General features: G+C 69.6%; 18 protein-coding genes. 9 read left to right on the top strand and 9 right to left on the bottom strand.

Features of this window, described 5'->3' with window-relative positions:
• The first annotated feature begins 65 nt into the window (after positions 1-65).
• From ACFKCF_RS57430 to ACFKCF_RS57415, 4 genes are all read left to right on the top strand, one after another.
• Entirely contained in the window at positions 66-1,343 is a 1,278-nt protein-coding gene (locus ACFKCF_RS57430; protein ID WP_394505434.1) for an ABC transporter substrate-binding protein, read from the top strand.
• A 139-nt stretch (positions 1,344-1,482) separates the two neighbouring features.
• Positions 1,483-2,310, top strand: coding sequence for a carbohydrate ABC transporter permease (locus ACFKCF_RS57425; protein ID WP_394505432.1), 828 nt, complete (start codon positions 1,483-1,485; stop codon positions 2,308-2,310).
• Complete coding sequence (locus ACFKCF_RS57420; RefSeq protein WP_394505430.1) at positions 2,310-3,137, top strand: carbohydrate ABC transporter permease; 828 nt, start codon at positions 2,310-2,312, stop codon at positions 3,135-3,137. The genes ACFKCF_RS57425 and ACFKCF_RS57420 overlap by 1 nt, the downstream gene beginning before the upstream one ends.
• Position 3,138: 1 nt before the next feature.
• On the top strand, positions 3,139-4,302 hold the full coding sequence (locus ACFKCF_RS57415) for a mandelate racemase/muconate lactonizing enzyme family protein (protein ID WP_394505428.1): 1,164 nt from the start codon (positions 3,139-3,141) through the stop codon (positions 4,300-4,302).
• Between the two features lie 53 nt (positions 4,303-4,355).
• Here ACFKCF_RS57415 and ACFKCF_RS57410 read toward each other — a convergent pair whose 3' ends face one another.
• Positions 4,356-5,858 carry an arabinofuranosidase catalytic domain-containing protein gene (locus ACFKCF_RS57410; RefSeq protein ID WP_394505426.1) on the bottom strand — a complete coding sequence of 501 codons (1,503 nt, stop codon included), beginning with the start codon at positions 5,856-5,858 and terminating at the stop codon, positions 4,356-4,358.
• 302 nt (positions 5,859-6,160) lie between these two features.
• Positions 6,161-6,898, bottom strand: a complete 738-nt coding sequence (locus ACFKCF_RS57405; protein ID WP_394505424.1) for a FadR/GntR family transcriptional regulator — start codon at positions 6,896-6,898, stop codon at positions 6,161-6,163.
• A 335-nt stretch (positions 6,899-7,233) separates the two neighbouring features.
• On the opposite strand from ACFKCF_RS57405, the gene ACFKCF_RS57400 reads away from it, so the two are divergent.
• The 3 genes from ACFKCF_RS57400 (at position 7,234) to ACFKCF_RS57390 (ending at position 14,298) form a co-directional block, all read left to right on the top strand.
• Complete coding sequence (locus ACFKCF_RS57400) at positions 7,234-9,618, top strand: RICIN domain-containing protein (RefSeq protein ID WP_394505422.1); 2,385 nt, start codon at positions 7,234-7,236, stop codon at positions 9,616-9,618.
• 94 nt (positions 9,619-9,712) lie between these two features.
• Positions 9,713-12,538: a lectin gene (locus tag ACFKCF_RS57395; protein WP_394505420.1), complete on the top strand. Its 2,826-nt coding sequence runs from the start codon at positions 9,713-9,715 to the stop codon at positions 12,536-12,538.
• Positions 12,539-12,549: 11 nt separating this feature from the next.
• A complete protein-coding gene (locus ACFKCF_RS57390) occupies positions 12,550-14,298 on the top strand; it encodes a ThuA domain-containing protein (RefSeq protein WP_394505418.1) in 1,749 nt (582 codons plus the stop codon).
• Positions 14,299-14,333: 35 nt separating this feature from the next.
• Here the strand turns inward: ACFKCF_RS57390 and ACFKCF_RS57385 are convergent, their stop codons facing one another.
• Genes ACFKCF_RS57385 through ACFKCF_RS57355 form a run of 7 tightly spaced genes read right to left on the bottom strand, consistent with a single transcriptional unit; the run spans position 14,334 to position 20,915 of the window.
• Positions 14,334-15,665 (bottom strand): alkaline phosphatase family protein, encoded by a 1,332-nt coding sequence (locus tag ACFKCF_RS57385; protein WP_394505416.1) that lies wholly within the window; start codon positions 15,663-15,665, stop codon positions 14,334-14,336.
• Positions 15,665-16,777 carry a metabolite traffic protein EboE gene (gene eboE / locus ACFKCF_RS57380; protein ID WP_394505472.1) on the bottom strand — a complete coding sequence of 371 codons (1,113 nt, stop codon included), beginning with the start codon at positions 16,775-16,777 and terminating at the stop codon, positions 15,665-15,667. The genes ACFKCF_RS57385 and eboE overlap by 1 nt, the downstream gene beginning before the upstream one ends.
• 2 nt (positions 16,778-16,779) lie before the next feature.
• A complete protein-coding gene (locus tag ACFKCF_RS57375) occupies positions 16,780-17,625 on the bottom strand; it encodes a TatD family hydrolase (protein ID WP_394505414.1) in 846 nt (281 codons plus the stop codon).
• Positions 17,626-18,132, bottom strand: coding sequence for an EboA domain-containing protein (locus ACFKCF_RS57370; RefSeq protein WP_394505412.1), 507 nt, complete (start codon positions 18,130-18,132; stop codon positions 17,626-17,628).
• Positions 18,077-18,943, bottom strand: coding sequence for a sugar phosphate isomerase/epimerase family protein (locus ACFKCF_RS57365; RefSeq protein WP_394505410.1), 867 nt, complete (start codon positions 18,941-18,943; stop codon positions 18,077-18,079). The genes ACFKCF_RS57370 and ACFKCF_RS57365 overlap by 56 nt, the downstream gene beginning before the upstream one ends.
• The gene (locus ACFKCF_RS57360) at positions 18,940-19,785 is read right to left on the bottom strand and encodes an SCO3242 family prenyltransferase (protein ID WP_394505408.1); all 846 of its coding nucleotides are present in this window, start codon (positions 19,783-19,785) and stop codon (positions 18,940-18,942) included. The genes ACFKCF_RS57365 and ACFKCF_RS57360 overlap by 4 nt, the downstream gene beginning before the upstream one ends.
• Positions 19,782-20,915, bottom strand: coding sequence for an inositol-3-phosphate synthase (locus tag ACFKCF_RS57355; RefSeq protein ID WP_394505406.1), 1,134 nt, complete (start codon positions 20,913-20,915; stop codon positions 19,782-19,784). Before ACFKCF_RS57355 ends, ACFKCF_RS57360 begins: the two co-directional genes overlap by 4 nt.
• Before the next feature lie 299 nt (positions 20,916-21,214).
• Between ACFKCF_RS57355 and ACFKCF_RS57350 the strand changes: the two genes are divergently transcribed.
• Both ACFKCF_RS57350 and ACFKCF_RS57345 read left to right on the top strand, forming a co-directional pair.
• The gene (locus tag ACFKCF_RS57350; protein ID WP_394505404.1) at positions 21,215-22,270 is read left to right on the top strand and encodes a sugar ABC transporter ATP-binding protein; all 1,056 of its coding nucleotides are present in this window, start codon (positions 21,215-21,217) and stop codon (positions 22,268-22,270) included.
• On the top strand, positions 22,271-22,876 hold a 606-nt coding region (locus ACFKCF_RS57345), incomplete at its 3' end, for an ABC transporter permease (RefSeq protein ID WP_394505402.1).

The raw sequence follows: 22,876 nt of genomic DNA, 5'->3' as shown, positions 1-22,876 counted from the left end.
ACGTTATACGTCATACGAATTATGTTTGCGCCTGGTCCAGCGGTCCTCCCGGAAAGCGGGCAGCAATGAAGCAGCGAATGTTGTGGTCGGCCTTGATGGTCGCCGCACTGGTCCTGGCCGGTTGCGGGAGCGCGGCCCGGACCCCGTCACCCTCCGGAGACTCCACGCAGAAGCAGCAGAAGCTCGTGGTCTGGGACTGGAAGTCCGGTGAACCGGCCGCCGCCGCCTACATCGACAAGGCCAGGGCCGACTTCGCCAAGCGGCATCCGGGGGTCACCGTCGAGTTCGTCGCCCAGCCGTTCGACCAGTACTACACCCTGCTCGGCACGGCGATCCAGTCCAGCAAGGGGCCCGACGTCATGCTCTTCAACGGGGGAGGGCAGATCCGCGACCGGGTCGACGCGCTCCTTCCGCTGGACCAGTACGTGGCCGAGGACAAGAGCCGGCTGGCGGGCTGGGACGCCTTCAGCAAGGACGGCAAGATCTACGCCGCGCCGGTGACCCTGCAGGGGCACCCGATCTACTACAACAAGACGCTCTACGAGAAGGCCGGCCTCGACCCGGCCAACCCGCCCAAGACGTGGAACGAGTTCGTCAGCGGCTGCGCCGCCGTCAAGAAGGCGACCGGGGCCACCTGCTTCGCGCTCGGCAACAAGGAAGGCGCCGGAATCCAGTTCTTCCTGTCGGGCCTCGGGTCCGGCGTCCTGACGCCTCAGGAGTACGACGGCTGGATCGCCGGGAAGCGCGACTGGACCTCTCCTCACGTGAGGCGGATCTTCGAGCTGTGGAAGGAGGCCGGCGACAAGGGGCTGAACAACGACGGCGCCAACTCCACCGCGATGTTCACCGACATCTTCAGGGTCTTCGAGACCGGGAAGGCCGCGCACATCATCGGGCTGATGTCGGACATCGGGCACTGGAAGGATTTCGGCGAGTTCCTGCCGCCCGACAAGATCGGCGTCATGCGGGCCCCCGTCGTCACCGGTGGAGCCACCCCCAGCCTCCCGTACGACGGCGGCATCGGCTACGCGGTCGCCAAGTGGACGAAGGCCCCCGCGCTGGCCGCCGATCTGGTGCGATCCCTGACCTCGACCGAGGCCTTGACGGCGTTCTACTCGAAGGCCGGCGCGATCGCGTCCGACACGACGATCGACTTCTCGCAGGCCGGCCCGGCCGTCGCCACGATCGCGTCCGAGATCAAGACCGGCAGGCCCGCCCTGCACGTGGCGCTGTCCTCCAAGACCCTAGACCTGATGGGAAGACTGTCCCAGCAGCTCCTGAGCGGTTCGACCACCGTGGACAAGGCTGTGGAGCAGCTGGCCGCCTCCGACCGGGCGGGCTGACCGCGTGCCTGTCGGAAGTCCGTCACCGTTGGTCCGCCCGGCCGGCTCCGGGCGGGCCGGCGCAGCGGCCGTCACGCACCGGGGACGCCGCCGGGACGCCCGTAGGGCACGAGCGGAGCGCCTCGCCCCCTACGTCCTGGTGGCCCCGGCCGTACTGATCATCATGGTCCTGCGGCTGTGGCCGCTGGTCCTGGGCGTCAACTTCTCCTTCACGGGTGACGGCGAGCTCAACGGAAGCCCCGTCGGCCTGAGCAACTACCTGGAGCTGGCCGGCGACCCGCTGTTCCACACCTCGCTGCGCAACGTCGGGCTGCTGGTGCTGCTGCTTCCCGTGGCGGTGGCGATTCCGGGTCTGCTCGCGACCTTCATCTATCTGCGCGTGCCGGGTCACCGGGTCTACCGCAGCGTCTATTTCTTCCCGGCCGTGCTCTCGCCGGTCATCGTCGGTGCGATCTTCAACCTGATGCTCGGGTACGACGGCCCGTTGAACGCCGTCCTCGGGACGGTCGGCGTCGGCCCGGTCGACTGGCTCGGCGATCCGGGCATCGCCATGTTCACGGTCGTCGGCGTGCACATCTGGGCGACGTTCGGGATGGCCCTGGTGGTGTTCCTCGCCGGATTCAGCACCCTGGACGCCTCGCTGCTGGACGCCGCCCGGGTGGACGGCGCGTCGCTTCGCCAGATCATCTGGCACGTGATCATCCCGAGCCTGACCCGCACCATTCAGTTCGTCTTCGTGACCACGATGATCGGGATGCTGACGTCCATGTTCGGCCTGCTCTTCGTCATGACCGGCGGAGGCCCGGAGGGGGCGACCTACCTGCCGGAGTTCTACATCTGGCACCAGCAGGGACAGATGAACCAGCCGGCGCTCGCCTCGGCCGCCTCGACGGTCCTCTTCGTCGTCATGCTCGTGGTGGGGCTCCTGCAGATCACCCTGCTGCGCCGCGCGGGGAGGCAGGACTGATGCCCGGCAGGCGTCTGGCCAGGTGGGTGGCCGCTGTCCCCATGGCCGTCCTCGCGCTGGCGACGATCTATCCTCTCGTGTTCACCGCCAACGTCGCGATGAAGACCCGCCGCGACTACGTCCTCGACCGGTTTGCCCCGGCGGGCTCCCTGCGCTGGGACAACCTCGCCGAGGCGTGGGCCGGCGCCGGAATGGCGCGATACTTCGTCAACTCGTTCATCGTCGTGGCATTGGCCGTGGCCCTGCTGCTGCTGCTGGGGTCGATGGCGGGCTTCGCGCTGAGCCAGCTGCGGTTTCGCGGATCTTCGGTGATCTTCCTGGGCTGTCTCGCCGGGCTCTTCATCCCGTTCCAGGTGATCATGGTCCCGCTCACCAGGGTCATGGCCGACAGCGGGCTCATCGACACCTACCCGGGACTGATCCTGGCCTACGTCGCGCAGTTCCTCCCGTTCACCGTCTTCCTGATGACGAGCCATTACAGGACCATTCCGGCGGAGATCGTCGACGCGGCCAGGATCGACGGGAACACGGTGTACGGGGTGTACCGGCGGATCATGCTCCCGCTGGGCGTTCCCGCGCTGCTGTCGGTCGGTATTCTCGACGCCCTGTTCTGCTGGAACGACGTGCTCATCCCCCTGCTCATGATGCCGTCGCCCGAGCATCGCACCCTCATGATCGGCGTAAACGCGCTGCGCGGACAGTACTCCGACGACATCCCCACCTTCGCCTCGGGAGTCCTGATCGCCGCCGTGCCCGTACTGATGATCTATCTGTTCCTCCAGCGCCAGATCGCCGACGGCGTCACGGCCGGTTCCACGAAGGGCTGACATGCGGATCACGGGATATCGGACCACGACCACGGTCCAGCAATGGGGCCGTCCCGTCGGTGACGCCAACGGCGTCTTCGCCGACGGAGTCGTCCCGGTGCCGCTCGTCATGGTGGACACCGACGAGGGGATCACCGGCATCGGCCTCGGGCCGCACGTGGAGATCGAGACCATTTTCGCGGCGATCGAGGGCGAGGATCCGCGCGGCGTGACGGCGCTCTACGACCGCATGCTGCGGCAGACCTTCAAGGCGGGCCACGCCGGCGCCGTGTTCGGCACGATCGGCGCACTCGACACCGCCCTGTGGGACATCAAGGCACAGTTGGCCGGTGAGCCGCTCTGGCGGCTGCTGGGCGGGCGCGACCGGCGGGTGCCCGCCTATGCCTCAGGCCTCGACATCGGCGTGACCGACGACGAACTCGTCTCGATCTACCAGGTCTACGCCCAGCACGGTCTGCGCGCGGCCAAGATCAAGGGCGGCCTCGACATCGAACGCGACAGGCACCGCCTGACCCTGGTACGGGACGTCCTGACCGAGGCCGGGCACGGATCGCGGCCGGGCCTGATGCTCGACGTGAACGAGGCCTGGACCCGCAAGCAGGCGGTCCGTCACGTCGGCGAGCTCGAACGCAGCCTCGATCTCACGTGGATCGAAGAGCCGGTCCGGCGGTGGGACGCCGAAGGCCTGGCCATGGTCGGTCGCGGGATCCGCGCCTCCGTCGCCACGGGGGAGAACCTCACCGGGCTCGAGCAGTTCCGTCCGCTGCTGGCCGCGGGGGGCGTCGACATCGTCCAGACGGCCGTGGTCTGGGGGGTGTCCCACTTCCTCCGGGTCTCCGCGCTGGCGCACGCCCATGACCTGCCGGTCAGCCCGATCGGCGCCACGCCGGTCGCGCTGCTGCACGCCGCGACGTCGGTGCCCAACCACCTGGCCAGCGAGTTGCAGGACCTGCGCCCGCCGCTCGGACTGTCGCTCGACCTGTACGTCGAGGACGGCGCGTTCATCCTCGGCGACTCGCCGGGCCTCGGCATCACGATCGACGAGTACGCGATCAACGCGTTCACCCGCCGGCCGGACGCCGGGGCCGCGCAGGGCCCCAACATCCGGCCGGAACACGCCGGGCGACGGCTGCTGGCGGTCACCGGCGGCTTCCATCAGACCTAGCGTCGTGCGCCCCTCGCCGGCGTCCGGGTTCGCCGGAGGTTCGTGAGACCGGGTCAGCGATAGCCGGCGGCGATGATGTCGGCCTGGACGGCGTTCTCGGTGGCGTCGGTGGGATAACCGGCGACCATGGCTCCTTCGTAGAAGGTTCCGGCGCTGAGGTTGGCGCCGCCGTCGGGCTTGCAGCAGTCGCCGCCGCTGCCCAGGATGATGGCCCCTTGCTTCTTCATCGGGCTGTAGCCGTTGGGGAGCGGCCCGTCGTACAGGGTGTACAGGCTGCCGGACTGCGCGTTGCTGCCCTTGATGGCGAACCGGCTGGTGCCGTTGTTCTTCAGCGTGGCGGTGACGAACTTGTGGGGGAAGGCCCGCTGGTTGGGGTTCCAGGACTGGCTGCCGCCGGGGTAGAGCCCCCATTCGAGGTCGGCCTGGACCCAGGGGCCGCTTCCCTGGCAGCCGCCGAACCAGCACTGGGTGCTGAAGTTGATGGCGTCCATGGCGCCGGCGGCGTCGGCCTTCCTGGTCGTCTCGCTGTTGCCGTAGTCGAAGCAGCAGCCGCCGTTGACGTGGGTGCCGCTGGTGACCATGTACATGCCCTCGGGTGCGCTGCCGGTGGGCACGCCGGTCAGGTGGCCGTCCCGCCAGTAGCTGTTGCCGGGATTGATGTAGAGCGAGTACGCCTTGCCGCCGCGGACGGTGAGCGACTCGGTGGTCGCGATCGCGGGCCTGCTCTGAGGGGAGCCGGGGACCACGCTGGATCCCTGGTACCACAGGTCGTTGCCCCGCCCGGACTGGTCGTACACGACGGTCATGACGCACGTGGTGCCGGCGCAGAACGAGTCCTGGGCCGCGGCGTCGGCGACACCGCCCGCGGTCAGCACGCCGATGTTCCTGGTCGTGCTGTCGGAGGAGCGCCTGACCTGGTACAGGTTGCCGTTGTACGAGCCGTAGAGCGCCCGGGTCGTGCTGTGCGCGGCCACGCACGGCGTGCCGCCGGAGGCGTAGATGTCACACGGGCGCGCGCCGGGTGGCGGCGGGGTCGGCGTCGGGGTGGGCTCGGCTCCGGTGGTCCATTTCTGGTTGGTGCCGCCGTGGCACGCCCAGATCTGGACCTTGGTGCCGTTGGCGGTGCCGTACGCGGACACGTCCAGGCACTTGTTCGCGCCGACCGCGGTGATGGTGCCGTCGGCGTTGAGGCGCCATTTCTGGTTGTTCTGGCCGTTGCAGTCCCAGATGATCACGCTGGTGCCGTCGGCGGTGCCGGCGCCGTAAACGTCCAGGCACTTGGTGCCGTGCACTCGCAGCTCACCGGCGCTGGTGGAGGTCCACTGCTGGTTGGCCTGGCCGTTGCAGTCCCAGATCTGCGTCTGCGCGCCGTTCGTCTGCGAGGCACCGCTGACGTCCAGGCACCGCCCCGACCCCACGCCCACCAGTGGCGTGGTCGCCGCCGAGGCCGGTGCCGACCAGGTCAGGGCGGTGGCCAAGAGCATCGCCAGCGCCGCCACCACAGCTGCGACGACGGCCGCCCGGGAGCCCGGTAAGGGAACGGATGAAGGCTGCATGTCGTACTCCTTGGAGGTAGGGCGAGACGGAGACAGCCGCGCTCGGAGAGCGGATGCGAATCGATTCGCCAACGTGCTGAGCTCAGTGAGGAGGGGGAGGCAGCGGTGTACAGCGAAGCACATACGACGGGCGGACCGCCTGTCAAGGCTCCGTCCTGCCCGGCTGCCTGCCGGAGGCCCTGCCCGGGGGCACTCATCGGCGACGCTCGTGGCCGGGCTCGATGAAACGTTCATCCGCCGCCGGCTCGGCTGGGCGAACCGGTTCGGAGGGCCGGTTCGGAGGGCCGGTTCGGAGGGCCGGATCAGTGGGAGGAGAAGAGGCGCTGCTGGATCTCTCTCCGGTAGTCGTCGAGGGTGTTGTCGATGTGCGTGGCCGCGGCCTGCGCGGCCGCTTCCGGGTCGCCGGCGCGGATGGCCCGGTAGATGGCGTCGTGCTCCTCGACGGCCTTGGCGGCGTGCCCGCCCACCGAGCCGCTCAGCCCGATGAGGTTGGACTGCGCCTGCAGCCTGCGGGCCTCCCGCACCGCCACCTGGAGGAACATGTTGTGCGAGGCCGTGGCGATGGCGGCGTGAAAGGTGTCGTCGCCCTCGTTGAACAGCTCTTCCCGCCCGGTATCGAAGCCGTGGCGGCACAGGCCGGCCGCCTCCTCGATGGCCCTCAGCTCCGCGGGGGTGGCGCGGCGGGCGGCCAGCCTGCTGGTCTCCATCTCCTGCGCCCGGCGGAACTCGAACAGCATGTAGACGTGGTCGAGGTCGGTCGGGAGGAAGAAGGAGGCCCAGCGCCCGGTACCGAACATCCCCTCGTCGTCGGCCACGTACAGGCCGCGACCCTTCTGGGCGCGTACCCGGCCGAGGGCGGAGAGTATCTTCACCGCCTCGCGTACCACCGTGCGGCTGGTGCCCAGCTGCCGGGCCAGCTCGTTCTCGGTCGGCATGCGGTCACCCGGACGCAGGCCGAGCCGGACGATCAATTCCAGTACCTGCTCGGCCGCCACCTCGTAGCCCGGCCGGTATCCGCTCTCGCGCGGGGTGTCGGTCACCGTGCTTCCTCCTCGCCGTCCCTGCAAAGTATGACTGATGAGGGCGCCCTCCCAGGTTTCAGAGGCTGGGGCCATGAGTACGACACATCTGAACGGTTCATGCGAGGGCGATTGGCGCGAGCATACGAAGTTCAGGAATTTCCGCTGGTAAATGGCGCAAAACGGCTAACCATGGCCGGATCCGCGGTGTGCAAATGGTGAAATAAGCGGGCTTAAGGTCTTGACGGGTATCAATACTCACAACGTAATTAGAAGCGAAGACCCTCAGAAGGGCGTCACCTGCCTGAGCAGCAGGGCGTGACCTGGCCACACCCGTACCCCCCAAAGGAACCACTGTGCAGTCATCTTCGCCCGTCACGGCGCTGAGACCGTTCCTGATCGGCATCGTCGCGGCGCTGGCCGCGACGTTCGCCCTCGTCGCCCTCGCCACCCCGGCCGTCGCGGCCACCACGACCCTGTACGCGTCACCCACCGGCACCGGCACCACGTGCACGTCCACCCAGCCGTGCTCGCTGTCCGCGGCGCAGGCGGCGGTACGTTCGCTGAACGGCACGATGTCCGGTGACATCGTCGTGGAACTGGCCGACGGGGTGTACCGGCTCTCCGCGCCGCTCCGGCTGACCGCCGCCGATTCGGGGAACAACGGCTACACCGTCAAATGGCAGGCCGCGGCGGGTGCCCGTCCCGCCATCAGCGGAGCCAAGGCGGTCACCGGATGGACCGTGGCCGATTCGGGGAAGAACATCTGGCTCCCCACCGTCGGCCCGGGGATCGACACCCGGCAGCTGTACGTCAACGGCGCCCTCGCCACCCGGGCGCGTACGACCGCGAACCGGTCCGACTTCACCGCCACCACCACCGGTCTGAGGTTCAGTAACAGCGCCCTGAGCTATCTGAACAACCTCGCCAACCAGAACCGGGTCCAGATGGAGAGCGTGGGCTCGTTCACGGACCGCTACGTGACGGTGCAGAGCATCAGCGGGAACTTCATCACGATGCAGCAGCCCGGCTGGAACAACAACACCTTCGGGTACGACACCTTCACGCAGCCGCACCGGGCGGGTCCGCTGTACCTGGAGAACGCCTACGAGTTCCTGGACGCGCCGGGGGAGTGGTACATCAACCCCGGCACCGGCGTCCTGTACTACATCCCGGCTGCCGGGCAGAACATGAGCAACGTCAGTGTCGAGCTCCCGATTCTCCAGTCCCTGGTGAACGTCGGGGGCACCTACGACGCGCCCGCGCACCACATCACGTTCAGCGGGATCACCTTCTCCGGCACGACCTGGCTCGGGGCCAGCGGCAACCAGGGCTACGCGGACCAGCAGACGGGCGCCTACATCTCGGGCAACTGGAACTGGCCCGCCGACAGGCTGACCTCCTGCCAGGAGGGGTGCCAGCAGTTCGAGGCCGCGCGGCCGAACTGGTCCCAGATGCCGGCAGCCGTGCAGGTGTCCGCGGCCGGCAACATCACCTTCACCGACTCCCGGTTCGTCAACCTCGGCCAGACGGCCGTGGGCATCGGCAACGACGCCAACGCGCACGCCAGCGGTGTCGGCCTGGGCGCCGCCGACATCACGGTCACCCGGTCCGAGATCGCCCAGAGCTCGGCCGGCGGCATCGTGGTGGGCGGCGTGCGCGCCGACGCGCACCACCCCAGCGACCAGCGGATGGTCAACCGGAACATCACCGTCAGCAACAACCGCATCCACGACCTCGGCCTGGACTACCGGGGCATCGTCTCGGTCCTGACCACCTACGTCACCAACACCGACGTGTCACACAACGAGGTCTACAACCTGCCGTACACCGGCATGTCGATCGGTTACGGCTGGGGCGCCAACGAGCCGGGCGGCAGCAACAACTACGCCAACCGCGGCCTGTACAACTACCAGCCGCGCTACACCACTCCCACCACCGCGTCCGGCAACAAGCTCGTCGGCAACTATGTGCATGACGTCATGCAGCAGATGACCGATGGGGGCTGTATCTACACGCTGTCGTGGAACCCGAACGCGGTGATCAGCGGCAACCACTGCCTGCGGACCAACGGCTGGTTCGGGATCTACTTCGACGAGGGCTCCAAGTACTACAGCGTCACCGGCAACGTGCTGTCGAACACCGGCACCTGGGCCACCGCCAACTACTGGGGCGGCGAGAACATGGGGAACTTCACCGTCACCGGCAACTGGTCGACCAACGGCAGCACCAACGTGACCAACGGCGACCGCGGCAATGTGGTGAACAACAATGTCACCGTCGCCAACGGCGCCTGGCCCGCGGGCGCCCAGGCCGTGATCGCGTCCGCCGGCCCCCAGGGCCAGCCTTCGGGGAGCACAAGTGCGTTCAAGGGCGCGGGGTCCGGTCGATGCCTGGACATCAGCGGAGCCTCGCAGGCCAACGGCGCGCAGGCGCAGATCTGGGACTGCAACAGCCAGACCAACCAGCAGTGGACGTCGACCGCTGCGGGTGAGCTGCGGGTTTATGGCGGTAAGTGTCTGGATGTGAGCGGGGCCGGGACGGCGGACGGCACCGCCGTGATCATCTGGGACTGCAACGGCCAGAACAACCAGAAGTGGCGTCTCAACGCCGACGGCACCGTCACCGCGGTGGGCGCGAACAAGTGCCTGGACGTGTCCGGATACGGCACCGCCAACGGCACCAAGGTGCAGATCTGGAGCTGCACCGGCGCCACCAACCAGAAGTGGGCCCGCGCCTGACACCGTCCGGCGACGCGCCCTTGGCGCCCCGCTCTCGGGGACGGGAAGCGGGGCCTCCCCTTCGCTCGAATCGTTCGATAGTAGAGGAACGCTCATGTCCCGACGTCCGTGGCTCACCTTGCTGACCACGATGGCGCTGATCACTCCCGGAGTACTCGCGCTCGACGCCTCCCCGGCGAACGCCCTCGCCATCCCGGCGTCCGACTACCAGCAGGTGTCTCTCGCGTCGGGAGGCGCCGAGCTGGGTGAGGCGATGTCGCTGGCCGTGATGCCGAACCGGTCGGTGGTGCACACGGCACGCGACGGCACGGTGCGCATCACCGATGTCAACGGCAACACGAAGGTGGCCGGCAAGCTCAACGTCTACAGTCACGACGAGGAGGGCCTGCAGGGTGTGGCGGTGGACCCCGGCTTCGCGTCCAACCGGTACATCTGGCTCTACTACTCGCCGCGGCTGAGCACGCCGAACGGTGATGCGCCGACCAACGGCACGCAGGCGCAGTTCGACCAGTGGAAGGGCGAGCTGTATCTGTCCCGGTTCGTTCTCAAGTCGGACGACACGCTCGACATGGCCAGCGAGAAGGTGGTCCTGCGGGTCCAGAACGACCGCGGCCAGTGCTGTCACGTGGGCGGCGACATCGACTTCGACGCCGCCGGAAACCTCTATCTGACCACCGGCGACGACAGCAACCCCTTCGAGTCGAGCGGCTACTCCCCGCTGGACGAGCGGACCGACCGCAACCCGCAGTTCGACGCCCAGCGCTCGGCCGGCAACACCAACGATCTGCGCGGCAAGCTCCTGCGCATCAAGCCGCAGCCCGACGGCACCTACACGATTCCCAGCGGCAACCTGTTCGCGCCGGGGACGGCGAAGACCCGGCCGGAGATCTACGCGATGGGCTTCCGCAACCCGTTCCGGATGAGCGTGGACAAGGCGACCGGCACCGTCTACCTCGGCGACTACGGGCCGGACGCGGGCGTCACCAACGCCAACCGGGGGCCGAGCGGGCAGGTGGAGTTCGACCGCATCACCGGTCCGGGCAACTACGGATGGCCGTACTGCACGGGCACGAACACCACCAGCGAGACCTACAACGAATGGAACTTCGCCACCAACAGCACCGGTCCGAAGTACAACTGCGCGGGCGGCCCGACCAACAACTCCTTCCGCAACACCGGCCTGACCACGCTGCCTGCGGCGAAGCCGGCGTGGATCAGGTACGCGGGGGACGCCGGAAGCCCGCCGGAGTTCGGCTCCGGGTCGGAGTCGCCGATGGGCGGTCCGGTCTACCGTTACGACCCCAACCTGAACTCGGCCGTCAAGTTCCCCCAGGCGCTCGACGGGCGGTATTTCGCGGGCGAGTACGGCCGGCGCTGGATCAAGGCGATCGAGGTCAAGGCGGACGGCGCCTACGGGGAGATCTCGGCGTTCCCCTGGTCGGGGACGCAGGTGATGGACATGGCCTTCGGTCCTGACGGGGCCCTGTACGTCCTCGACTACGGCACCGGGAACAACAACCAGGCGCTGTACCGCATCGAGTACATCGGCAGCGCCAACCGCAATCCGATCGCCAAGGCGTCCGCCGACAAGACGTCGGGACCGGCTCCGCTGACGGTGAACTTCTCCTCGGCGGGCAGCTCCGACCCGGAGGGCGGCGCGCTGACGTACTCGTGGAACTTCGGCGACGGCACCACCTCCACGGCGGCGAATCCGAGCAAGACCTACAGCACGAACGGCGCCTACACGGCGACGCTCACGGTCCGGGACCCGCAGGGTCTCACCGGCACGGCTAACGTGATCGTGAACGTCGGCAACACCGCGCCGACGGTCGTCCTCACCACCCCTGCCGACGGGCAGCTGTTCTCCTTCGGTGACACCGTGCCCTTCCAGGTCACCGTCAGCGACCCGGAGGACGGCACGATCGACTGCGCCGGGGTCACCGTCGCCTACTTCCTCGGCCACGACAGCCACCGCCACAAGATCACCTCTCAGACCGGCTGCTCGGGCTCCATCGCGCTGCCGGCCGACGGTGAGCATGACACCGCGGCCAACATCTACGGCGTCTTCGAGGCCTCCTACACCGACAAGGGCGGTCTGACCTCCACAAGCGACCGTACGCTCCAGCCGCGGCACCGGCAGGCCGAGCACTTCGGCGCCCAGCAGGGCATCCAGGCGGCCGACCACGCCACGGCGGAAGGCGGCAAGACGGTCGGCTTCACCGACGACGGCGACTGGATCTCCTTCCAGCCGTACAACCTGGGCAACGCGACGAGGATCACCGCCCGGGTGTCCTCGGCGGGCGCGGGCGGCCGGATCGAGGTGCGCGCGGGCTCGGCGACGGGCACACTGCTGGGAACGGTGAACGTGGCGAGCACCGGCAGCTGGGACACCTTCACCGACGTCTCGGCCAACCTCAGCGGCGCCCCCGCCGGCACGACGACGCTCTATCTGGTCTTCCGCGGCCCGACCGGACAGGGTTACCTGTTCGACGTGGACGCCTTCACTTTCGACACCGGCACCCCGCCCGCGGGGAGCACGAGCGCGTTCAAGGGTGTGGGGTCGGGGCGGTGCCTGGACGTCAGCGGCGGCTCGCAGGCCAACGGCGCGCAGGCGCAGATCTGGGACTGCAACGGGCAGTCGAACCAGCAGTGGACGTCGACCGCCGCGGGTGAGCTGCGGGTCTACGGCGGCAAGTGCCTGGACGTGAGCGGGGCCGGGACGGCGGACGGCACCGCCGTGATCATCTGGGACTGCAACGGGCAGAACAACCAGAAGTGGCGCCTCAACGCCGACGGCACCATCACCGCGGTGGGCGCGAACAAGTGCCTGGACGTCACTGGCTCCGGCACCGCCAACGGCACCAAGATGCGCATCTGGACCTGCACCGGAGGAACCAACCAGCGCTGGACCCGCGTCTGAAAGGACACCCCATGCTGCGACATCTCACCCCCGCCGCGCTCGGGCGCATCGCGGGGAGCGACCGGAGGACATCCGTGCTGCGACGCCTCTCAGTGACGGTGGCGGCGATCACCGCCGCCGCGACGGTGATCCCCGCCATCCCCGCCCAGGCCGCCGCCTTCAAGGTGCTGGTGTTCTCCAAGACGGCCGGGTTCCGGCACGACTCGATCCCCAACGGGATCCAGGCCATCCGCGACCTGGGGGCCGCCAACGACTTCGCCGTCGACGCCACCGAGGACTCGAACGCCTTCAGCACGGCCAACCTGGCCCAGTACAAGGCGGTGGTGTTCCTCAGCACCACCGGTGACGTGCTGAACGACAACCAGCAGGCCGCCTTCCAGACGTACGTGGACGGCGGGGGCGGCTACGTCGGGGTGCATTCGGCCGCGGACACCGAGTACAGCTGGCCGTACTACGGGCAGCTGATGGGGGCCTGGTTCAACAACCACCCGGCGATCCAGCAGGCCACCGTGCGGAACGAGGACCGGGCGCACGCCGCGACCGCTCACCTGGGGGCGGCCTGGTCACGCACCGACGAGTGGTACAACTACCGCACCAACCCCCGGCCGAACGTCCGGGTGCTGCAGAGCCTGGACGAGGGCAGCTACAGCGGCGGTGGCATGGGCGACCACCCGATCACCTGGTGCCACCCCCAGTCCTCCGGCCGCTCGTTCTACACCGGCCTGGGGCACACCAAGGAGTCGTACGCCGATCCGAACTTCCGCACGCTGCTGCTCGGCGGAATCCGGTACGCGGCCAAGGCCACCAACGCCGACTGCCGCCCGGAGACCGGGTACACGACGTTGTACAACGGCTCGACGACGGGCTGGTCGCAGGCCGGGCCGGGATCGTTCGCCAACAGCGACGCCACGCTGACCTCCCAGGGGGGCATGGGCATGCTGTGGTACAACGCCAAGGAGCTGCGCTCCTACTCCGTCAAGCTCGACTGGAAGATGACCGGCGACTCCAACTCCGGCGTCATCGTCGGTTTCCCGGCCACGGGCGATCCGGACGCGGCGCTCAACACCGGATATGAGGTGCAGATCGACGCGACCGACACCCCGGACAAGACCACCGGGGCGATCTACGGGTTCAAGAGCGCCGACATCGCCGCCCGCGACGCGGCGCTGAACCCGCCGGGCCAGTGGAACACCTACGAGCTGCTGGTGGAGGGTGAGCGGCTGCAGGTGTTCCTGAACGGCACCAGAATCAATGATTTCACCAACACCGATCCGGTCCGCTCGCTCCAGCAGGGCTACCTCGGCATCCAGAACCACGGCCCCGGCGACGTGGTGTCATTCCGCAACATCCGCATCAAGGAGACGACCAGCACACCGGGCGGCACGGGCGCGCTGAAGGGTGCGGGGTCCGGGCGGTGCCTGGACGTCAGCGGAGCCTCGCAGGCCAACGGCGCGCAGGCGCAGATCTGGGACTGCAACGGTCAGGCCAACCAGAAGTGGACCTCCACCGATTCCGGCGAGCTGCGGGTCTACGGCGGCAAGTGCCTGGACGTGAACGGGGCCGGGACGGCGGACGGCACCAGCGTGATCATCTGGGACTGCAACGGACAGGGCAACCAGAAGTGGCGCCTCAACGCCGACGGCACGATCACGGCGGTGGGGGCGAACAAGTGCCTGGACGTCGGCGGCACCGCCAACGGCACCAAGGCGCGCATCTGGACCTGCACCGGAGGAACCAACCAGCGCTGGACCCGCGTCTGAGGCCTACCCGTCCACACCCCGGCGAGGGCGCGCGCTCAGCGGCTTCGCCGGGCCAGGCCGGCCAGGAGCGCCTTGACCTCGGTCGCCTCGTAGGATTCACGGTCGAAGGGGCCGATGATCAGCGGGCCCTCGTCGGGGCGGTCGGGCAGCCGGCCGTGACTGCCCCGCACCGGCGCCGGGTCGAGCGGTACCACCCGCATCGTGTAGCGGAAGCCCAGCTTCTTCCTGGCCAGCGCGGCCGCCGCACGGAGCTTGACGAACGGATCACTCGGGTCCATGAACAGCTCGGCGGGGTCGTAGCCGGGTTTGCGGTGGATGTCCACGAGCCTGGCGAAATCCGGGGCGCGGTCGTCGGAGAGCCAGTAGTAGTAGGTGAACCAGGCGTCGGGCTCCGCAACGGCGACGAGCTCGCCGGCGCGTTCGTGGTCGAGCCCGTACTTCGCCTTCCCCGCCTGGTCGAGCACCTCGTCCACGCCAGGCAGCTCGGCGATGACGGCTCGGGCGCGGTCGAGGTCGGCGGGGTCGCGCACGTACACGTGGGCCACCTGGTGGTCGGCGACGGCGAAGGCCCGGGACGTCCACGGGTCTAGGTACTCCATCCCGGCCTGGGTGTGGACCTCCAGGAGACCCGCGGCGCGCAGCGCCCGGTTGATGTCCACCGGACGGGACACGGGGGTGATGCCGTATTCCGAGAGCACGACCACCTGGGCGTCCTCGGCGAGGAGCGGAGCCAGAGCGGCGTCGACGGCGCGGGCCGCTGCGATCGCCTCGGGCCCGTCGGGGCCGTACCGCTGGAGGTCGTAGTCGAGGTGTGGCACGTAGACCAGCAGCAGATCCGGCCGTTCGCGGGCCAGGATGCGGCGGGCCGCGGCGATGATCCACGCGGAGGAGGCGATCCCCGCGTTGGGGCCCCAGTAGGTGAACAGGGGGAACGGCCCCAGCGCGGCCTCGAGGTCGTCATGGAGTGCGGGCGGGCGGGTGTAGCAGTCGGGCGACTTGCGGCCGTCGGCGTGGTAGACGGGGCGCGGGGTGACGAGCAGGTCGGTCGGCGCACCCATCGCGTACCACCAGCAGACGTTGGCGGTGCGCAGGCCGGGCGCGGCGGTCCACAGCTGCTCGCCCTGGATGAGCGCGTTGTGCTGGCGCCACAGCAGCACCTCGCCGAGGTCGCGGAAGTACCATCCGTTGCCGACGATGCCGTGGGCGCGGGGCATCGAACCGGTCAGCAGGGTGGCCTGCATCGAGCAGGTGACGGCCGGGAGCACGGGCCGCAGCGCGGCCGCCGCGCCCGCCTTCGCCACGTTCGGCATGTGCGCGAGCAGGCGCGGGGTGAGCCCGACGACATTGACCACGATCAGCGGTGCCATCACGTCTCCTTCAGCCCGAGGGCGGTGAGCTGCCCCCGCATCCAGTCGAGCTCGGCGGCGATGCCTTCCGCGACGTCGGCCGGCGCGCCGGGAAGCACGTTCCACGTGTAGGTCTCCACCTCGACGTGCCTGGTCAGCGGCCGTTCCCCGCCGAGGAGCACGTTCAGCAGGTCACGCAGGTAGGGGGCGCTGGTGGCGAGCGGAGGGGGCGGCGCGTCGTGCAGCGGGACGTGGAAGTGCACGCGCCAGCTCTCGTCCGCGGGCAGGCCGCCGGCCAGAGCCTCGCCCAGGTCGTCAACGTATCCGTTGGCGGAGCGCGTCTGGTGGAGGAAACGGGCCTCGTCGAACGCGGCCAGCGCCCGTTGTGCCCCCGGCGGGGCCACCAAGGCGCACGACGCCTGGAGCTTCACGATGGGCAGCCCGGTGCGGGCGCCCGCCCCGGGCTCCTCGAAACCCACGGCCATGTGGCAGGCGTCCAGGCAGAGGCCGAGGTGGTCGTGATCCAGGTCGCTCAGCAGGGCGGTCGCCTGAGGCGTCGTCTCGACGATGCAACCGGGCTCCGGCTCGAAGCCCAGCCGGATCACCTTGCCGGTACGGCCGGTCAGCGCGCGCAGGCCCTGGGCGACCGCGTCGAGATTGGCCATGACAGCCGCCGCTTTCTCTTTCGTCCACCCGGTCCGCCAGGCGAGGGGGAGGGTCGAGATCGTGCCCTCGGTGACGTCGTCCGGAAGCAGTGCGGCGAGGATCTCGGCGAGCCCGAGCGTGTAGCGCAGCCGCTCCGCGTCGGCCCAGTCAGGGGTGTAGACGCGGTACTTCACGATCTCGTCGTGGAAGCCGCGGTAGGGGAATCCGTTGAGGGTCACGACCTCCAGCCCGAGCGCGGTCAGCCGCTCGCGCAGCCCGGCGAGCTCCCCGGGCCGGGCGAGGAGGTCGGCCGCGGCGTGATGGGACAGCCACAGCCCGAGCCCGAGCCGTTCGACGCCGAGCAGGCGCCTGACCCGCGCGGCGACGCCGGACAGCTGAGCGTGGATGCCGGGGAGATCCTCGGCGGCGTGGACGTTGGTGCAGTAGGACAGGTGCACCGTCGAGCCGTCCGGATGGCGCAGCCGCATGGTCACCCCCGCTTGATCGTGTTGCCGGCGTGGTCGGGACCGGCTTGCGAGCCGGTCTCGAGATCGAGGCGGCCGCTCTGCCCGTAGAAGGCGACCGGATTGCGCCACAGCACCCGATCCACCTCGTCCTCGCCGAAGCCGGCCGCGAGCATGGCGTCCGCTACCTCGCGCGTCTTGAGCGGGTCGCTCCGCCCCCAGTCGGCGGCCGAGTTCACCAGCATCCTGTCCGTGCCGTACTCCTTGAGCAGGGCCACCATCCGGTCCGGGTCCATCTTGGTGTCGGGGTAGATCGAGAACCCCATCCAGCAGCCCGAGTCCGCGACCATGCCGATGGTCATCTCGTTGAGGTGGTCGATGAGCACCCGTTCGGGGGGTATCCCGGTGTCCCGTACCACGTGGAGGGTCCGGCGGGTGCCCGCGGCCTTGTCCCGATGCGGAGTGTGCACGAGCACGGGGAGATCGTTCGCCTGCGCGAGGGCGAGCTGGGCCTCGAAGGCCCGTTCCTCCTCCGCCGTCATCGAGTCGTAGCCGACCTCGCCGACCGCGACGACGGAGTCCTTCAGCAGGTATCGCGGCAACTCGGCCAGCACCCCCGCGCATCGCGGATCGTTCGCCTCCTTCGGGTTGAGCGCGAGCGCGCAGTGGTGGCGGATGCCGTACTGCGCGGCGCGGTACGGCTCCCAGCCCAGCAGCGCGTCGAAGTAGTCCAGGAAGCTGCCCACGTTGGTACGCGGCTGCCCCAGCCAGAAGGCGGGTTCGACGACGGCCCGGACCCCCGCGGCATGCATGCGCTGGTAGTCGTCGGTGGTGCGGGAGGTCATGTGGATGTGGGGGTCGAAGATGCGCATTCAGATCCTCTCCAGGACGTCGCTCGGGACGGGCCGGCCGGCCGCCCGCAGCTCCGCCGCGTAGTCCGACAGCATCCGGGCCAGTTCGGCGTCGAAGCGGCGGTCCAGCTCGGCCACCACCGCCAGCGGGATCGACATGAAGACGCACTTGAGCACCCCTTGACGGAAGGAGTGGTCGTCCAGCCACGCCGAGCCGTACGGGCCGAGGGCCGCGGCGACCAGCCGCGCGTCATTGGTGCGCAGCGCGTCCTCCACCAGCCCGACCGCCGTGCCTTCCGCATCGAGCTCATGCAGGACGGTCAGGATCGCCAGCCGCTCGCCGCTGTCGCCGGCCTCGTACAGGCCGCGGACCACCGCGTGGTCGCCGTGCAGAGCGCCGAGCAGCGCGGGCCGGGCCCCGGGGCCGCCCCGCCGTTCGGCCTGCGGGAAGAGCCGGTGGATCGCGTACGGGTCAGCCTCGACCTGCCGGACGGCCTGTGCCAGCCACTCCTGCGCCGGCTCCTTCATGTGCCCTCCTCAAGAAGTCGATCGAGCGGCGGGCGACCTGCGGGGCCGCGTGGCTGTGCCGGGCCAGCTCCACGGCCACCAGACCCGAGTAGCCGTGCAGGGCGGCGAGCACCGGCACGAAGTCGATCTCGCCTTCGCCGAACTCCAGGTGCTCGTGGACTCCCCGGCGCATGTCCTCGATCTGCACGTGCACGGTGTACGGCAGCGCCCGGCGGACGCAGGTGACCAGGTCGTCCGGCTCCACGCAGTGGCAGTGCCCGATGTCGAGGGTGAGACCGAACCGGGGATGGGCGCCGAGCATCGCACGCAGCCGCTCGAAGCCGTCCAGCCCGGCGACGAGCATCCCGGGTTCGGGTTCGAATCCCAGCGTGACGCCCACCTGGTCGGCCTCGTCCAGCAGCCGTGCGCACTGGCGGGCCAGCCGCGTGTACGCCTCCGCCTCCGGCACGCCGTCGGGCCGGACCCCGCTCCACAGGTGCACCACGGGAGCGCCCAGATCGGCGGCGACCCGCATCGCGGTGGTCAGGAACTCCACTCTGCGCTCGGCGTCGTCGCTGATGAGGGTCGGATGGTGTTTGCGCAGGGGATCGAGGGTGTAACGCCCGCCCGTCTCGACCACGGCCTCGAGGCCGTGGCGTTCGAGGAGCCCGGCGATCCGCGACACCTCCGCGGCCAGGCCGGGGGAGTGGGGGTCGAGATGACCGTGGTCGAGCGTGATCGCCGCACCGGCGTACCCGAGGTCGGCCAGGATCGCGAGCGCCTCGGGAAGCCGGTGGTCGGCGAAGCCGTTGGTGCAGTAGGCCCACTTCACGAGGTCGCCAGCCGGGACGAGAGCCACCTTCCCAGGGGCAGCGAACACAGCAGCGCGCCCGCCGTCGCGAACCGCCCGCCACCGGCGACCGACGCCGCCTGGAGCGGTATCAGGCCGAGGATGCTGAGGCGGACGGCCTGCCGTACGTTCTCGGGGTCGGGACGGGCCCGCAACCCGGCCTGGACCGGGAGGGTGAAGGCGAGATAGCCGGCGATGAGGACGCCCGCTCCGGCCCGGGCGGCGGCTCGGCTGCGCACGCAGGAGGCGGCCGCCAGCCCGGCCGCCGCGGTGCTCGCCACGAGCGCGCGCTCGGCGGTCCCGCGTGCCGCCCCCGCGACCTCGGCCCGGCCCAGGACGCTGATCCCGTAGGTGTGCGCGCCTATCGCCAGTGCCGTCGGCACGGCGGCCCTGGCCTGCTCGCCCGCGCCGAGAAGCACGTCGAGCACGCGGCAGGCCGCCATCGACGCCGGTCCCGCCGCAGTCCGTTTGAGACCCAGGTCGTAGGCCCACACCGCGCCGGCCAGCAGGCCGGCGACGGTGAGACCGCGACGGCCCCCGGCGAGGGCGGCGGTGGCCAGGCCCGCGCCGGTCAGGGCGGCCGCGAGCCCGAGCGCGGCGCCGGGGCGGACCCGGCCTGACGGGATCGGGCGCTCAGGACGTTCGACGGCGTCCGCCTCACGGTCAGCCCAGTCGTTGAGCGCCATCCCCGACCAGTACATGAGCACCGACGCCAGGGCCAGGCCGGGCGCCGGACGCCGCCCCGCGGCGGCGGCCCCCGCCATGGTGTCCCCCGGCACCGACAGGGCGGCCGGTGCGCGTACCAGTTCGAGCAGCGCCCTCATGACAGCTCCTCGGCGAAGGCGCGCAGCCGGGCGTACTGGGCGGCCAGGGCGTGCTCGTCCGTCCCCAGAGGGCTCTTGAAGAAGTAGGCGAGCTCGGGCAGGACGCCGTACCGCCCCTTCTCGTGCGCACGGGCGACCAGCCGGGCCAGGTCCAGGACGAGCGGAGCGGCCAGCGCCGAATCGCAGCCCTGCCAGGTGAACTGCAGCGTCATCCGCACGCCGAGAAAGCCTTCGAAGCTCACGTGGTCCCAGGCGGTCTTCCACTCTCCGAGGTCCGGGACGTAGTCGATGTGCGTCTCACCCTCGACGGGTCCTCCCAGGACCTTCGCGACGACCTGGTCCTTGGAGAGCTGCTTGCTGGACCTGGCGGCCGGATCGGCGAGAGTCGCCCCGTCGCCGCCGCCGAGCAGGTTGAGCCCGGACCAGGTGCGGACCCGCAGCGCCCGGTCGGCGAACATGGGCGCCAGGGCGCTCTTGACCAGGGTCTCGCCGGTCTTGCCGTCGCGTCCCGCGTACGGCACGCCCCGCCGGGCGGCCAGTTCCGCCAGGGCGGGCAGGGCCGGCCCGGTGGAGGGCGTGAACTCCACATAGCCGCACCCGGCGTGGAAGGCCGCATAGGCGTACAGCGAACTCGGCGGCAGGACGTCGTCCTCCGCGGCGAGCCGCTCCTCGAGATCGGCCAGCCTCTCGAACTCCGGGCGCGAATCCACCGGGGGCTCGGTCGACGACACGTTGACGACGACCACCCGGGCCAGCCCGTGCCGGGCGCGGAAGCCGGCGATGTCGTCGATCAGCCGGGTCGCGGCCCGGCCGCCGTCGCCGGGGACGTGGCCGGGCCGGATCTCGGCGTCGGCGGCGTCCAGATCGGACGCGAGCAGCTTCGGGAGGTCCGGGGAGATGACCCCTGCTCTGGCCAGCTGCTCGGCGCGCTTGCGTAAAGAGGTCTCGGTGATGTCATGGCCGCCGAAGGCCAGGTCGGTCAGCGGAACCAGGTGCCCGGGAAAGCCGGGGGACTCGCTCACGCATCCTTGCGGGGTCACGGCCCCCGCCCTGATGGCCGAGGCGCCCACGATGGCGGTGGTCGCCACGGATCCTCGTGCCCCGATAAGCCACACACCGAGCTTGCCCATGAAGGCTCCATCGTGTCGGGACTACCCCCGCATGCGGAAGGCATCCGGTATGTAAGTCTCCGTGATGGTAAGAGCTATTTTTGCCGATGGTCAACTATAAGTGGGCTAATAGTCGTCTTATGATCCGCCGCTTGTGGCCGTCACCGCCTGCTCCCCCGCCTCGGGCTCCTCGAGCACCGTTCCCCTCGCCCAGGAGCGTCCGGCGTCTACCGCGATCTCCGCGCAATTATGTCGCTCCGGTGACAACTTTTGCTTGACCATCGATATAAGCCCGCTTAGCATCCCGCAGCATGAGGGACATGAGCCCGAAACTTGCCAACGGCCCCAGGCTTACCCTCATGGCGTGGGAGATCGTCGAGATTGTCAAGGCGCTGTCGGTGAACGCCCGGCTCGTCGTCATGGACGAGCCCAGCGCGGCGCTCGCCGAGCACGAGGTCGAGCTGCTCTACCGGCTGATCGGGCGGCTACGGGAACGCGGCGTCGCCGTCGTGTACATCTCCCACCGATTACGCGAGGTGTTCGACCTGGCCGACCGGGTCACCGTGCTCAAGGACGGCAAGCTCGTCACCACGCTCCCGATCGGCGAGGTGTCGTCCGACGAGCTGATCCGCCTGATGGTCGGCCGTGATCTCGGTACCTACTTTCCGGCACGGTCGTCGGCGACCGGCGAGGTACGGCTCAGCCTGCGCGGAGCGGGTAACCACAAGCTCCGCGACATCGATCTGGAGCTGCGGGCCGGGGAGATCGTCGGCATCGCGGGCCTGCAGGGGTCCGGCCGGTCGGAACTGGCCAAGGCGATCTTCGGTGCGGAGCCGTTTACCACGGGTGAGATGACCCCGTCGCGCCCCCGCTCGGTCCGGGAGGGCGTGGCCATGGGCATCGGGCTGGTGACCGAGGACCGCAAGGCCGAAGGGCTCGCGCTGCGCCAGTCCGTGCGCGACAACGCCCTGCTCGTCGCCCGCGCGGTGGGCGTCAAGGGCCGGGACGGCATCCGTGACCTGCTCGAACGGGTTCGCCTCTCGCCTCCGCGCCAGGAACAGGAGGTCCGCTACCTGTCCGGAGGCAACCAGCAGAAGGTCGTGCTGGCGAAATGGATGACCATGGCGCCGCGCGTGCTGCTGTTCGACGAACCGACCCGGGGTGTCGACGTCGGCGCCAAGGCCGCCATCCACGACCTGATGCGTGAGCTGGCCGACGACGGCATGGCCATCATGATGATCTCTTCCGAGCTGCCCGAGCTCATCGGCATGAGCGATCGCATCGTCGTCCTGCGGGACGGCCGCATCGCGGGCGCGCTGCCGGCCGGGCCTACGGAGGAAGCCATCATGCGCCTGGCCGCGGGAGAGGTGGCCTGAATGGACACCCTCTCACGCAGTCGCCGTCCCGCCCTCGGCAGCGAGGCACGAGGCGGCCTGGCGGCCCGTTTACGTGAGCCCACGCACGTGGTGTTCCTCGCGCTGCTCGGCCTGATCGCTGCCGGCTGGGTCCTCGTCGCACTCGACGGCGGCCAGTTCCTGACCACGGAGAGCGTCGTCGGCATCCAGCAGCGTTCGGCGGCCCTCGGCATCGTGGCGATCGGGCAGACGCTGGCGATCCTGGCCGGCTCGCTCGACCTGTCCGTGGCGTACCTGATCAGCCTGACCTCGCTGATCGCGGCGGAGATCATGGCGGGCCAGGACGGCAACATCCTGCCGGCGGTCGCGGCGGTGCTGGGCGTCAGCGCGCTGGTGGGGCTGATCAATGGGCTGGTCATCACCAGGCTCCAGGTCCACGCCTTCATCGCCACGCTCGGCGTCGCCCTGATCATCAGGGGCATCGTCGACCACCTGTACGACGGTCCGGCCGGCAAGGTGCCCGAGTCGTTCCAGATCCTCGGCTACTCCCGGATCGGGCCGATCCCCGTCTCCGCCCTGCTCTGGGCGGGCGTGGCGGTCGTGGCCTGGTTCCTGCTGAGCAGGACC

This window comes from Nonomuraea sp. JJY05, assembly GCF_043496855.1.
GTDB lineage: Bacteria > Actinomycetota > Actinomycetes > Streptosporangiales > Streptosporangiaceae > Nonomuraea.
This window is presented reverse-complemented; position numbering and strand designations above follow the sequence as displayed.

Coding starts and splice junctions, on each gene's coding strand:
- ACFKCF_RS57420 (WP_394505430.1), top strand. CDS start 2,310: ATGCCCGGCAGGCGTCTGGCCAGGTGGGTGGCCGCTGTCCCCATGGCC.
- ACFKCF_RS57370 (WP_394505412.1), bottom strand. CDS start 18,132: ATGAAGGAGCCGGCGCAGGAGTGGCTGGCACAGGCCGTCCGGCAGGTC.
- ACFKCF_RS57415 (WP_394505428.1), top strand. CDS start 3,139: ATGCGGATCACGGGATATCGGACCACGACCACGGTCCAGCAATGGGGC.
- ACFKCF_RS57395 (WP_394505420.1), top strand. CDS start 9,713: ATGTCCCGACGTCCGTGGCTCACCTTGCTGACCACGATGGCGCTGATC.
- ACFKCF_RS57410 (WP_394505426.1), bottom strand. CDS start 5,858: ATGCAGCCTTCATCCGTTCCCTTACCGGGCTCCCGGGCGGCCGTCGTC.
- eboE (WP_394505472.1), bottom strand. CDS start 16,777: ATGCGGCTGCGCCATCCGGACGGCTCGACGGTGCACCTGTCCTACTGC.
- ACFKCF_RS57385 (WP_394505416.1), bottom strand. CDS start 15,665: ATGGCACCGCTGATCGTGGTCAATGTCGTCGGGCTCACCCCGCGCCTG.
- ACFKCF_RS57360 (WP_394505408.1), bottom strand. CDS start 19,785: ATGAGGGCGCTGCTCGAACTGGTACGCGCACCGGCCGCCCTGTCGGTG.
- ACFKCF_RS57355 (WP_394505406.1), bottom strand. CDS start 20,915: ATGGGCAAGCTCGGTGTGTGGCTTATCGGGGCACGAGGATCCGTGGCG.
- ACFKCF_RS57390 (WP_394505418.1), top strand. CDS start 12,550: ATGCTGCGACATCTCACCCCCGCCGCGCTCGGGCGCATCGCGGGGAGC.
- ACFKCF_RS57375 (WP_394505414.1), bottom strand. CDS start 17,625: ATGCGCATCTTCGACCCCCACATCCACATGACCTCCCGCACCACCGAC.
- ACFKCF_RS57430 (WP_394505434.1), top strand. CDS start 66: ATGAAGCAGCGAATGTTGTGGTCGGCCTTGATGGTCGCCGCACTGGTC.
- ACFKCF_RS57350 (WP_394505404.1), top strand. CDS start 21,215: ATGAGCCCGAAACTTGCCAACGGCCCCAGGCTTACCCTCATGGCGTGG.